At 71.7% G+C, this 12140-nt stretch carries 10 protein-coding genes and 1 pseudogene; 3 read left to right on the forward strand and 8 right to left on the reverse strand.

The window, feature by feature from the left end; translation table 11 throughout:
• The first annotated feature begins 10 nt into the window (after positions 1-10).
• A complete protein-coding gene (locus ACWD35_RS20815) occupies positions 11-205 on the forward strand; it encodes a hypothetical protein (protein ID WP_451352758.1) in 195 nt (64 codons plus the stop codon).
• On the opposite strand, the pseudogene ACWD35_RS20820 reads toward ACWD35_RS20815, so the two are convergent.
• The 5 genes and pseudogenes from ACWD35_RS20820 to ACWD35_RS20840 all read right to left on the reverse strand — a co-directional run.
• Positions 145-393 (reverse strand): annotated as a pseudogene (locus tag ACWD35_RS20820) (hypothetical protein); the annotation flags it as partial. The gene ACWD35_RS20815 and the pseudogene ACWD35_RS20820 sit on opposite strands and share 61 nt — an antisense overlap.
• Before the next feature lie 16 nt (positions 394-409).
• Positions 410-1963, reverse strand: coding sequence for a serine/threonine protein kinase (locus tag ACWD35_RS20825; RefSeq protein ID WP_451352759.1), 1554 nt, complete (start codon positions 1961-1963; stop codon positions 410-412).
• Positions 1964-2091: 128 nt separating this feature from the next.
• On the reverse strand, positions 2092-3060 hold the full coding sequence (locus ACWD35_RS20830) for a threonine/serine dehydratase (protein WP_451352760.1): 969 nt from the start codon (positions 3058-3060) through the stop codon (positions 2092-2094).
• 127 nt (positions 3061-3187) lie between these two features.
• Entirely contained in the window at positions 3188-3865 is a 678-nt protein-coding gene (locus tag ACWD35_RS20835) for an AIM24 family protein (RefSeq protein WP_451352761.1), read from the reverse strand.
• 38 nt (positions 3866-3903) lie between these two features.
• On the reverse strand, positions 3904-5157 hold the full coding sequence (locus ACWD35_RS20840; protein WP_451352762.1) for a serine hydrolase domain-containing protein: 1254 nt from the start codon (positions 5155-5157) through the stop codon (positions 3904-3906).
• 309 nt (positions 5158-5466) lie between these two features.
• Here ACWD35_RS20840 and ACWD35_RS20845 point away from each other — a divergent pair, with 309 nt between their 5' ends.
• Together ACWD35_RS20845 and ACWD35_RS20850 are read left to right on the forward strand one after the other, a co-directional pair.
• Complete coding sequence (locus ACWD35_RS20845) at positions 5467-7245, forward strand: M4 family metallopeptidase (protein ID WP_451352763.1); 1779 nt, start codon at positions 5467-5469, stop codon at positions 7243-7245.
• 127 nt (positions 7246-7372) lie between these two features.
• Positions 7373-8728, forward strand: a complete 1356-nt coding sequence (locus ACWD35_RS20850) for an SGNH/GDSL hydrolase family protein (protein ID WP_451352764.1) — start codon at positions 7373-7375, stop codon at positions 8726-8728.
• On the opposite strand, the gene ACWD35_RS20855 is transcribed toward ACWD35_RS20850, so the two are convergent.
• From ACWD35_RS20855 to ACWD35_RS20865, 3 genes are read right to left on the reverse strand one after another with little or no spacing between them, the layout of a single operon-like run.
• On the reverse strand, positions 8623-8976 hold the full coding sequence (locus tag ACWD35_RS20855) for a UBP-type zinc finger domain-containing protein (protein WP_451352765.1): 354 nt from the start codon (positions 8974-8976) through the stop codon (positions 8623-8625). The genes ACWD35_RS20850 and ACWD35_RS20855 overlap by 106 nt on opposite strands.
• Positions 8973-10409 (reverse strand): ATP-binding protein, encoded by a 1437-nt coding sequence (locus ACWD35_RS20860; protein WP_451352806.1) that lies wholly within the window; start codon positions 10407-10409, stop codon positions 8973-8975. The genes ACWD35_RS20855 and ACWD35_RS20860 overlap by 4 nt, the downstream gene beginning before the upstream one ends.
• Before the next feature lie 14 nt (positions 10410-10423).
• Entirely contained in the window at positions 10424-12100 is a 1677-nt protein-coding gene (locus ACWD35_RS20865) for an FAD-dependent oxidoreductase (RefSeq protein WP_451352766.1), read from the reverse strand.
• Positions 12101-12140 lie beyond the last annotated feature (40 nt).

Here is a 12140-nt window from a genome sequence, read left to right on the forward strand (position 1 = left end):
GGCCTGCCGTGTGAGCGAGCTCATCCAGGAGGTCCGGGCTGCCGCTCGCCTGCTGGAGTTCCTCCAGGCGCCGCTCGGCCTCCTCGCGCAGCTCGGCGGGGGCCGCCACGGTCTGCCCGGCCGGGGTCCGGCCGGGGTCCTGAGCTGCCCGGACTCGGCGATGGCGGTGCCCCGCTCGGAGGTGGCGCTGTTCCGGGAGACGTAGTAGCCCAGCCACACGTCGGCTTCCGGCAGCCCGACGCCCTGGCCCGGCTCCAGCGCCTCGAAGTGGCCGCCCGGCCGCACGCTGCGGGCCACCAGCAGCGCGAAGGTCCAGCCCCCGGTGCGGGCGTAGACGCCGAACTCACGCGCGTCCCGCGCCACCAGGTCGGCCCATTGGCGTCGCTTTGCCAGGGCGCCTGAGCGCCGGTCAGTGCGCCTGCTCGCGGAACGTCCCCAGGAACGTCTTCAGCGCCAGCCGGTTGGCCGCGTCGTCCCAGGCCCCGGCCGGGGTCGTGAAGCGCAGCGAGAAGCCGCGGTGGCCACCCAGCAGGAAGCCGCGCCCGAAGGTGTGCACCCGCCCGTCCCCGGACCCCGACAGCCACTCCAGGTCGGCGGCCCGGTGGCCCTGATAGGTGGTGGCCCGGACGGTGCCGACCCGGTCGTAGCCGGGGAGCCGCTCCAGGTCCGGTTCGACGTCGTCGCGCCATACGGCGACCGGGTCCGGGCCGACGCGTTCGCTGTGGGTGACCGCGAGAGTGGGGGAGCCGTCGCCCGCGCCGAAGGTGACGCGATAGGCGAGGCCCGCGACGCGGGTGGTGGCGAGCCGCTTCCAGCCGTCCGGCAGCGCCACCGAGAAGCCCTCCGGCGCGGTGTAGCGGCGGTAGCCGGCCGGCAGGGCGGGGGAGGCCGAGGCGGTGGGCGTGGGGTCGTCGGTGTGTCTCTGTACGGCTGGGCCCGAGGCCGTCGGCCGGGCCCGCGCGCCTGCCGTGCCGGTACCGGGAAGGTGGTGGGTCGCGGCGAGGACGGCCGCCGCGACGGTGACGACCGCCAGGGCGCTGCCCATGGCCAGGGCTCGTCGGCCGCGCCCCGGGCCTGTGGCGCGTACCCCCGCGTAGGCGCCGCGCAGCCGGGGCGCGAGGGCGGGGCACCGGTGTGCGTCGGCGTCCTCGCGGAGCACCCGGTCCAGGGCCTCGCGGACCACCGGCCCGGTCAGCCGCTCCCGTGGGTTCTTGCGCAGCAGCCCCCGCACGGTCTGGGTGAGCGGGCCCGCGCGCAGTGGTGTGCGCAGCGGCAGCTGGTCCACGGCCTGCAGCGTGGCTTCGGGCCGCCCGCGGTCACGGAACGGCGGGCGCCCCTCGACCATCGTGTAGAGGATCGCGCCCAGCGCCCACAGGTCGGCGGCCGGTCCGATGCGCTCGTCCCGGGCCTGTTCCGGCGAGGCGTACGACGGTGACGTGACCCGGGGTGCCAGGGTCGTGCCCGCCAGCCCGAACCCGGTGACGACCACGGGACCGCTCTCCCGCACGAAGACCTGGCCGGGGCTCAGCTCCCCGTGCGTGACGCCCTCCTCGTGCGCGGCCTGCAGTACGCCGAGCAGTTCGCGGGCGATCCGCGCCGCCCGCACCGGGTTCAACGGGCCCTCGCGGCCGAGGAGTTCGCCGAGCGGGGTGCCGTCGATCCGCTCGGTTACCGTCCACAGGGTGCCCGCCTCGACGACGGCGTCCACGACCGTGGCGGCCTGGCCGGGACGGAGCAGCCGCACGACCTCGGAGGTCCGGATGATCCGTGCCGTGGCGCGGCGCACGGTGTCCTCCCCGGAGTTCTCCGGAAGCGCGGTCTCGGCCACCAGCCGGGGCTGCTGCGCCGGCACGTCCTCGGCGTACCACCACACCCGGTTGGTCTCGCGGCCGAGGACCTCCAGGAGCCGGTACCGTCCTGCGACCAACTCCTGTGCAAAGACATGCGCCTTGGCCATGGTCATCCCTCGCTGAAACCCCTGCCTCGTCTTGGCCAGGGGTACGGGGGACGGGCGGGGTCGCGTTCAAACGGACCGCAACTCCCGCCCAATTCCGGCCTGTTGTTCACCGCGTGAACAACAGGGAGAGGAGTTCACCCCAGACCGAAGCGGTCCGCCCAGCCCAGGAGCTCGGAGGGTGCCGTGTTGCCTCCGCACACCACGAGCCCCAGCCGGGCGCCGTCGCCCACCCGCGCCGCGATCTGCCGCGCCGCCGGCAGCAGGCAGCCCGCGGCCGGCTCCGCCCACACCTTGGCGTGCTCGGCGAGCTCCAGACAGCCCTGGACGGCCTCCCGGTCCGGAACCACCAGCACCTCCTCGACCAGCGCGGACACATGGCCGTAGGTCAGCGCGGACACGGACGGCGCGCTGAGCGTGGTGACCAGGGACGACACCGGCACCGGCAGCGGACCGCCCGCCTTCAGCGCGGCGGACATCGCCTCGGCGCCCTCCGTCTCCACACCCCAGACGCGCACGCCCGGTCTCCGGGCGCGCAGTGCCGCCGCCACCCCGGCGATCAGGCCCCCGCCACCGACGCTGACGACGACGTCCGTCAGCTCGGCGGCGTCCCCGAGATCCTCGGTGAACTCCAGCCCCACGGTGCCCTGTCCGGCGATCACCACGGGGTCGTCGAACGGGTGGACCAGGGTCAGGCCCTCGTCCCGCAGCTTCGTCACCAGCTCGAAGGCCGTGTCCATGCCGTCGGTCAACTGCACCGACGCGCCCGCCTCCTCGGCGATCCTGATCGACCGGGCGGGCGCCGTACGCGGCATGACCACCGTCGCCTTCACGTCGAGGGCCGCCGCCATGACGGCCAGGGCGACCCCGTGGTTGCCGCCGCTGACGCCCACCACGCCCGCCGCCCGCTCGGCCTCGCTCAGCGACAGCAGCTTGGCCGCCGCGCCGCGCGCCTTGAACGAGCCGGTGCGCTGAAGGAGTTCGAGCTTGACGGTGACGGGGACGCCGAGCAGCGCCGTGAGGCCGGGACTCGGCACGGTCGGCGTCCGTACGACGTGTCCGGCGATCCGCTGCGCGGCGGCTTCGATGTCCGAGATCCCGATCAAGGTCGCTCATCCTTCCGGCGCGGGGGCTGGGAACCACGCCTTGCGCACCCTCACCCGAGGGGACGCCCGAGGTCAACACGGTTTTGACGGATCGGAGTTCGTGCCCCGGCGGGAGGTCCGGCAACCGTCAGTGCTGCTGCGTCTTCTGTGGCGTCAGCTCGCTCGGCCGTACCACGACGTAACCCTCGCCCTGGAGCATCAGCTGCACCGCTTCCCCGGAACCGCCGCGCAGCATCGAGCCGATGGACTGGGAGCGGTGCAGTGAGGTCTGCAGCTGCGCGGTCCAGCCGACCACGGCGTCCGTGTCGACGTACACCGGGGCCTGCGGGGAGACCGGTATGACCAGCGGGTGGCCCTCGCAGATCAGACCGAGCCGGCCGTGCCCGCTGAACACGCTGTTGAACAGGCCGCCGCCGGCGATGCCCGAGCCCTTCACGGTCTTGATCTCGTACGACAGCGAGGCGTCGAAGCACAGCACGTTGCGGCCGTTGACGGTGAACCGGTCGCCCGGTTCCACCTCGACGATGAAGCAGTTCTGAGCCTCGTGCGCGAACCAGGCGTCGCCCTGCCCGCGTACCGCCATGAGGGGCAGTCCCTCGCCGGTGACCGCACGCTTGAGCATGCCGCCGACGCCCTGTCCCTTGCGCTCGAACTGGAGGCTGCCGCGATAGGCGACCATCGCTCCCTGTCGGGCGTACATCTCGCCGTTCACCGTGTACCTGACGCACTTGGCGTTCTCGACGGTCATGCCGGGCTCGAGGGCCGGCTGCACCATGTGCTCACTGGAAAAGAGATCACCCTTCATGCGGGCATGGTCTCCCGGAGGGTGTGATTCCGCCAAGATCACATATTGTGCTCGCCCGGCCATGCCCGCTCCGTCATGCGCGGAGTGCCCACGCTGCCCGAGTTGTCCGCCTTGCTCGGCTTCCCGCAGAACGCCGAGTCCAGCGTGCCCGCCAGGGTGTCGAGGAGCTTGGCGTTGTTGGAGGCGTTGGCGACGGCCGTGAGGCTGCGCCCGCCGTCCTTGGTGGTGAAGGCGTAGGTGTAGTAGCCCTGGACGGCGCCCGTGTGGCCGTACACCGAGATGCCGCAGGACAGGTCGCGACGGCGCAGCCCGAGCCCGTACGCCGTTGTGCTGGTGACCCGGGTCCAGTGCTGCATCGCCGCGAGCCGGGCCGTGGAGAGCAGCTTGCCGCCGAGCAGTGCCGAGTAGAAGGTGTTCAGGTCGCGGGCGCTGGAGATGATCGCGCCCGCGCTCTGGGCCCACGACACCGTCTGGGAGGTCGCGTCGATGAGGGGGGCGCCGGCGGTGTCGGAGGTGAGGTAACCGCGGGCGTACCGGCCGGGGATTCGGGTGTCCGGGTGGACGTAGAAGGTGTCCCGCAGCTTCAGCGGCTTGAAGATGCGGTTCTCGTACGCGGTCCGCACCGGGTGCCCGGTGAGCTTCTCGATGAGCAGGCCGGCGACGACGAAGTTGGTGTTCGAGTACGCGTAGGCGGCGCCGGGCGCGTTGGTGAGGGGCTTCTTCAGCGCGAGACCGACCAGCTGGCGGTAGGTGAAGACCTTGTTGCGCACCGCCTCGAAGCCGGACACGCTGTCGGCGAACAGGTCGTTGGTGTAGTCGTACAGGCCGCTGCGGTGGCTCAGGACGTGCCGCACGGTGATGTGGTCGTCCGGCAGGAGCTTCGGCAGGTAGCGGTTGACCGGGGCGTCCAGGTCCAGCCGGTGTTCGTCGGCCAGTTGCAGCAGGACCACCGCGGAGAACGTCTTGGTGACGCTGCCGACGCGGAACCGGTCGCCGCTGGCGATGGCGCGCCGGCTGGCGCGGTCGGCGAACCCGTGCGTCACCCAGTACGTCCTGCCGCGGTCGTCGATGCGGGCCAGGGCTCCCGGCGCGCCCTGGGCCACCGCCGAACCCAGCACCCCGGCCAGCCCCGTGATGTCGGGCGCCGGGAGCGTCGCTGCCGCCGGGGCACCGGCCGCACCGGCCGCACCGGCCGCACCGGCCGCGCCGGTCGCGGCCTGGGCCGGGAGCGCGAGCAGCGACAGCACGACCGCTCCGAAAACCGCACCCCTGCCCACCGTTGATGACCTCATCCGGCACCTGCTCCCATTCGTAAGGTTCTTGATGCGACCTCGGTCACATTCCGGCCTGGGAACCTTAAGGATTCAGGCAACGTCTCCACAGCCGACACACAGTTGGTCATCCGGCAATCACCCTGCGGCGCGCTTTTGTAAAGGATTGTCAACGAAAGCGGCGAAATGGATCATTCCATCTTTACGTGGGCATGACCGATCCGAAAGGGTGACTGCACGGGGCCCGACCAGCCCCCATGGCCCTCAACGGCGCCATGCCTCAAGGCGGTTGGTGATCCCTGCTGCCTTTGAACGAAGGAACCCATATCAGTGCGTAGACCGCACATACGCACCGTGGCGGTCGCCGTCGCGGTTGCGACTGCTGCCACGGGCCTGGCCGGTACGGCCTTCGCGGGTACCTCCACGGGGACGGAGCACGCTGCCGCGTCCTCCGCCACGGACGCTTCGCTGGTGGTGGAGGCGGCCCGCACCGCGGCCGTCGCCCACGCGTCGGCGACCGGCGTCTCCAAGGGTGACGAACTCGTCCCCCAGGACGTCATGATCGACCCCGAGGGCGCCCGGCACGTTCGGTTCGTCCGTGCCCACGACGGCATGCCGGTCCTCGGTGGCGACCTCATCGTCCACCTCGACCGGAAGCTGGCCTACACGGGTGTCACGGCCGCGGCCGACCACTCCGTCAAGCCCGCCGCCACCCAGGCCAAGCTGAGCGCGGGCCAGGCCGAGGCCAAGGCCGCCCAGGCCACCAAGGGCCAGGCCGGCGACGCCCAGCTCGTCGTGGACGCCCGCGGTGGCGCCGCCACCCTCGCCTACCAGGTGACGGTCACCGACAACGGCGCCTCCAGCACCGTTGTGATCGACGCCCTCACCGGCAAGGTGCGCAGCAACACCCCCGACGCGGACGAGTTCCTGTCGCCGAAGCTGCTCAAGGCCATGCGCCAGCGCGGCGAGACGGCCGACCCGGCCACCGGCCTCGGCGGCTCCGGCCTGCTCGGCTCCTCCACCCCGGCCCTGTCCGGCGTCACCTACCCGACGTCCGCGCACGGCACCGGCAAGACCCTGTTCGTGGGCAGCGTCGGTCTCACCACCACGGCGACCTCCGCCGGCCACTACCTGCTCAAGGACCCGAGCCGGTACGGCACCGAGACCCGCGACGCCAAGAACAAGACCACGGAGAGCTTCGGCGTCGGCACGAAGTTCACCAACACCACCAACATCTGGGGCAACGGCACGACCACCAGCCGCGCCAGCGCCGCCGCCGACGCGCAGTACGGTGTCACCAAGACCCTGGACTTCTACAAGAACACCTTCGGTCGCAAGGGCATCCGCAACGACAGCAAGGCCGCCCACGCCATGGTCCACTGGGGCACCAAGGTCGCGAACGCCTTCTGGGACCCGACCTGCAACTGCATGCTGTACGGCGACGGCGACGGCACGATGTTCAAGAAGCCGCTCGTCGTCCTCGATGTCACCGGTCACGAGCTGACCCACGGCGTCGTGGAGGCCACCGCCAACCTGCAGCCGACGTACGTCGACAACGACGGCAACCAGTACGGCGAGCCCGGTGCGCTGAACGAGTCCCTCGCGGACATCTTCGGCTCCAACGTCGAGTTCTACGCGAACAACACGAAGGACACGCCGGACTACCTGATCGGCGAGAAGCTCGGCCTGGCCCAGCACTTCCTGCGCCGCCTGGACCACCCGTCGCTCGACAAGCTCGAGGGCACGATCGACTACTGGTCGACGGACACGTACTACACCGAGGTGCACGCCGGTTCCGGTGTCTCCTCGCACGCGTACTACCTCCTTGCCGAGGGCAGCGGCGCGAAGACGATCAACGGCGTGAGCTACAACTCGCCGACCTACGGGGGCGTCTCGGTCACCGGCATCGGCCGGGCCAAGGCGACCAAGATCTTCTACCGTGCGCTGACCCACTACATGGTCTCCACGACCGACTTCCACAAGGCGCGCATCGCGACGCTGAAGGCGGCCGCGGACCTGTACGGCTCGACCAGCACCGAGTACAAGACGGTGAACAAGGCGTGGGCCGCGGTGAACGTCACCGCCGCCAACACGCCGGCCGCCCACTGACGGACGGCCGCGTACACCGGCACCACAGGATGCCCCGCCTCGCGCGGGGCATCCGCATGTCCGGCCGCATGTCGGCAGCCTTCGAAGAGCCCCCTCCAAGGTGCGCGACCGCGGCATCGGCGGGACCATGACCTCCGTGGGATACCGGTTCGCGCGCACCCGGCGCGTGGCCGGGGTGGTGCTGACGATCCTCGTCTCCCAGGCCGCGCCCGGCCAGGCGGCTGCCCGGCTGCCCGAGGCCGTCACCCGGGCCACCGGCGTGGTCACCTGGGCGGCGAGCGCCGACCGCGTCGGTCACGGCATCGCCGGCCAGGGCTACCGGCTCGTCGTGCACACCAGCGTCGGCGGTACCGGCCTGCGCGTGCACCTCTCCAACGTTTTCGGCGACCGCCCCCTGACCCTGGACAGCGTCTACGCGGGCCTGCGTGGCCGGGGTGCCGCGCTGCGGCCGGGCAGCAACCGGCCGCTCACCTTCGCCGGCGCCCGCATGATCATCGTCCCGGCCGGGGCCGCCGTCTGGAGCGACCCGCTGCCCGGCCGGATTGCCGCCGGCACCGACCTGGTCGTCAGCTTCCACACCCTGGCCGCGGCGGGTCCGGCCACCGGCCACGGGCTTGCCCTGCAGACGTCGTACACCAGCCGGGGCGACCGCACGGCCGAGGAGAGCGGCGCCGGCTGGACGCGGACCACCGGCTCCTGGTGGTACCTCGACGCCGTCACGGTACGGCCGCCGGGCGCCGCCGTCGGCGCCGTTGCCGCGCTCGGCGACTCGATCACCGACGGCGAGCAGTCCACCGCCGGCCTCGACCACCGCTGGCCCGACTACCTCGCCCGGCGCCTGCGCACCAGCGGCGCAGCCCTCCAGGGCGTCGCCGACGAGGGGATCTCGGGCAACAAGCTGCTCGCCGACGACGCCGGACCCAGCGCGCTGCACCGGCTGGCACGCGACGTGCTCGCCCAGCCCGGCGTGCGCACCGTCCTCCTCTTCGAGGGCGTGAACGACATCAAGGCCCACACCGGCGTCACCGCGCAGCAGCTCATCACCGGGTACAAGGACATCGCCCGGCGGGCGCACGCGGCCGGCAAGTGCGTGGTCGTCGGCACCGTCGGGCCGTTCAAGGGCCGGCCCGAATGGGATCCGGCCGCCGAAGCCGTACGCCGTGAGGTGAACCGATACCTCCGCGGCAGCCGGGAGTTCGACGCCGTCATCGACTTCGACCGCGTGCTGCGCAGCCCGTACGACGACGAGCGGCTGCGGCCCGCCTTCGACAGCGGCGACCATCTGCACCCGGACGACCGGGGCATGCGGGCCATGGCCGAGGCCGTCGACCTCGACCGCCTCGGCTGCGCCGGCTGGAGCAGCGCCCCGCCGCCGGGTCAGCGCAGTGTGTCCGCCCAGTCCGCGGGGACGCGTCCGGCCGGACCCGGCACCGGCTGGTCCGCCGGATGGCTGACCGGGGGAGCGAGTTCGGGGCCGGAGTAGTTGACCATTTCGTCGGTCGCGTAGTTCCAGAACCAGGCCTCGCCCGGCTCGTAACTGCGCATCACCGGATGCCCGGTGACCCGCCAGTGGGCCGTCGCGTGCTTGGCGGGGGAGTCGTCGCAGCAGCCGATGTGCCCGCACTGCGCGCAGCGGCGCAGATGGAACCACCAGCCGCCCGCCTCCTCGCATTCCACGCAGCCGGTGCCGCTGGGCGGGACGCTCGGGTCGATGGCGTCGGGGTCAGTCATACGCCCTCCTCCGTGGGGGTTTCGGCGGTCAGTGGAAGCAGCACCCGGAAGCGGGTGTCGCCGGGCACCGACTCCACCAGCAGGCTGCCGTGATGCTTGTTGACGACGATCCGCCAGGAGATGTCCAGCCCGAGACCGGTGCCCTCGCCGACCGGCTTGGTGGTGAAGAACGGGTCGAAGATCCGGTCCTTGATCTCCTCGGGGATCCCCGGCCCGGTGTCCCGGAACTCCACCAGCAGCCGCTCGTGGTCGAGCGCGGTGCGCACGGTCAGCGTGCCCTGCCCGCCGCCGCTCCTGATGGCGCCGACCGCGTTGTCGATCAGGTTGGTCCACACCTGGTTCAACTCCGCCGGGTAGGCGGGGATCTCGGGGAGCGTACGGTCGTACTCCTTGACGACCTCGACGCCCGGACCGAGCTTCCCGGACAGCATCACCAGCGTGCTGTCGAGGAGTTCGTGCACGTCGACAACCCGATAGGGTGCCCGGTCCAGCTGCGAGTACTGCTTGGCCGCGTCGACCAGGTGCGAGATCCGCGTGGTGGAGTGCTCGATCTCGCTCATCAACAGCTCGGTCTCGATGGTGTAGTTGAGCCACGCCATCGCCCCGGCCAGGATCTCCTCGTCCACGGCCGCCGCGACCTGCTCCAGCCAGTCGACGTCGAGCCCGGCCTGCACGAACGCCGGTGCCAGCTGCCAGCCGAAGTCGATACCGTGGTCCTCCAGCCAGTCGGTGACCAGGTCCTCGCGGTCGGCGGCCTCCAGCGGGCTGAGCGCGGGCGCCTTGGCGACCCGCTCGGCGGTGCGCTCCTGGATCTCGATCAGATCTGCCAACGCGTCCCGGGAGAAGGGGCCTTCGGCGATCAGCGCGAGCTTGTGCCGCATCTTCGCGACCCGCTCCCGCAGCATCGAGGTCGCCCGTACGGCCGCCGCCGCGGGGTTGTTCAGCTCGTGCGTGAGCCCCGCGGACAACGAGCCCAGCGCCAGCAGCCGTTCCCGCTGCCCGATGATGGCCTGCGTGCTCTTCGCCCCGAAGAACAGCCCCTCCAGCAGGTGCACGGCCATCGGGAACCACTCGCGCATGATGTCCGCGAAGGTGTCCGCCGGCAGCACGAAGAACCGCGTCGGCTCCGTCACCCGCATCGAGTTGTTGTACACCTGCGGCACCCGGTCCCCGATGTACGCCTGGAAGGCGCCCGCGTACACCCCGCGCTGCGAGGTCCGGGTGACCTCCACGTCGTCGCCGCCGACCCGCCGGGAGAGCACCACCGTGCCCTCGGCCATCACGTAGAAGCAGGTGGCGGGTTCACCCTCGGTGTACACCGGGCCGGGCTGGAACAGCTCCACCCGCCCCGCGCTGCACAGCCGGCCGAGCTGGTCCGCCGTCAGCTTCTCGAACAGGAACAGCGACCCGATCTCCTTCGGGTTGCACGGCATCACCTGTCCGCCGCTCATGACTGCTCCAGATACCGGTGGACGAGCATCACGGCCATGGCTCCCTCGCCGACGGCGGACGCGACGCGCTTGGCGGACTCCGCGCGCGCGTCGCCCGCCACGAACACGCCGGGAATACTGGTCTCCAAGTGGTACGGCGGACGGTCCAGCTCCCAGCCGGCCGGCGGCCGTCCGTCGACGGTCAGGTCGGGCCCGGCGAGGATGAACCCGCGTTCGTCGCGCAGCACGGTGTCGCCCAGCCAGTCGGTCAGCGGGGCCGCGCCGATGAACACGAACATCCACTGCGCGTCGACCTGTTCGGTCTCCCCGGTCTCCATGTGACGCAGCGTCAGCTGCTCCAGGTGGCCGGAGCCGTGCGCCTCCTCGACCACGGTGTGGCAGCGCACCGAGATGTTCGGCGCCTCGTTGATCTGCTGGATCAGGTAGTGCGACATCGACGCCGACAGATCCGGGCCGCGCACCAGCATCGTCACCGACTTCGCACCCCGGGACAGGTACATCGCCGCCTGGCCCGCCGAGTTGGCGCCGCCGACGATGTACACGTCGTGCCCCTGGCAGGCGGTGGCTTCGGTCAGGGCGGAGCCGTAGAACACCCCGCACCCGGTCAGGTCGGTGCAGCCCTGCGCCGCCAGCTGCCGGTACTGCACGCCGGTCGCGAGGATGACGCTGTGCGCGGCGATCGCCGAGCCGTCCGCGAACCGTACGACACGGGCCGCGCCGTTCACCTCAAGTCCGGTGACCTCGCGGGCGGTCAGGATCTCCGCACCGAACCTGGCCGCCTGGCGGCGCGCCCGGTCGGTGAGCTGGGCGCCGGAGACGCCGTCGGGGAAGCCGAGGTAGTTCTCGATCCGGGAACTCTGCCCGGCCTGCCCGCCGGTCGCCGACCGCTCCACGAGCACGGTCCGCAGGCCCTCCGAGGCGCCGTACACGGCCGCGCCGAGCCCGGCCGGGCCGCCGCCGATGACGACGAGGTCATAGAAGTCGGCCGTGGGTGTGGTGGCGAGCCCCACCCGCGCGGCCAGTTCGGGAGCCTCGGGTTCGACCAGGGCGGTGCCGTCCGGGGTGACGACGAGCGGCAGCCGCTCCCCGTCCTGCCCGGCCGCCGCCAGCAGCCGCTGCCCCTCCGGCTCGTCCACGGAGTACCAGCGGTACGGCACCTGGTTGCGGGCGAGGAACTCGCGCACGTCCGAGGAGCGCGCCGACCAGCGGTGCCCGACGACCTTGGTGCTGGGCACGGGCCGGTAGTCGCTGCGGCGCCAGGCGTCCAGCAGGTCGTCCAGAACCGGATAGAGCTTCTCCTCCGGCGGGTCCCACGGCTTGAGCAGATAGTGATCGAGGTCGACGACGTTGATCGCGTCGATCGCCGCGTTCGTGTCCGCGTACGCGGTCAGCAGCACGCGCCGCGCGCCCGGATACACGTCGAGGGCCTGTTCCAGGAACTCGATGCCGTTCATCTGCGGCATCCGGTAGTCCGCCAGGATCACGGCGACGAGATCGCCGCGCAGCTTCAGCTCGCGCAGCGCCTCCAGCGCGGACTCACCGGACTCGGCGCGCACGATCCGGTACGAGGCGCCGTAGCGCCGCCTGAGATCGCGGGCGACGACGCGGGAGACTCCCGGATCGTCGTCCACGGTCAGGATGACGGTCCGTGCTGCGTCGTCGGCCTGTGCCATACGTCTCCCACCCCGAGGCGTCGGATCAACGGGGCGGTGT

This window comes from Streptomyces sp. NPDC002671, from assembly GCF_053592475.1.

Bases quoted from the DNA above. Each gene is read 5' to 3' on its own strand.
- ACWD35_RS20825 (WP_451352759.1), bottom strand. From the start codon at position 1,963: ATGACCATGGCCAAGGCGCATGTCTTTGCACAGGAGTTGGTCGCAGGA.
- ACWD35_RS20835 (WP_451352761.1), bottom strand. From the start codon at position 3,865: ATGAAGGGTGATCTCTTTTCCAGTGAGCACATGGTGCAGCCGGCCCTC.
- ACWD35_RS20840 (WP_451352762.1), bottom strand. From the start codon at position 5,157: ATGAGGTCATCAACGGTGGGCAGGGGTGCGGTTTTCGGAGCGGTCGTG.
- ACWD35_RS20850 (WP_451352764.1), top strand. From the start codon at position 7,373: ATGACCTCCGTGGGATACCGGTTCGCGCGCACCCGGCGCGTGGCCGGG.
- ACWD35_RS20855 (WP_451352765.1), bottom strand. From the start codon at position 8,976: ATGACTGACCCCGACGCCATCGACCCGAGCGTCCCGCCCAGCGGCACC.
- ACWD35_RS20860 (WP_451352806.1), bottom strand. From the start codon at position 10,409: ATGCCGTGCAACCCGAAGGAGATCGGGTCGCTGTTCCTGTTCGAGAAG.
- ACWD35_RS20865 (WP_451352766.1), bottom strand. From the start codon at position 12,100: ATGGCACAGGCCGACGACGCAGCACGGACCGTCATCCTGACCGTGGAC.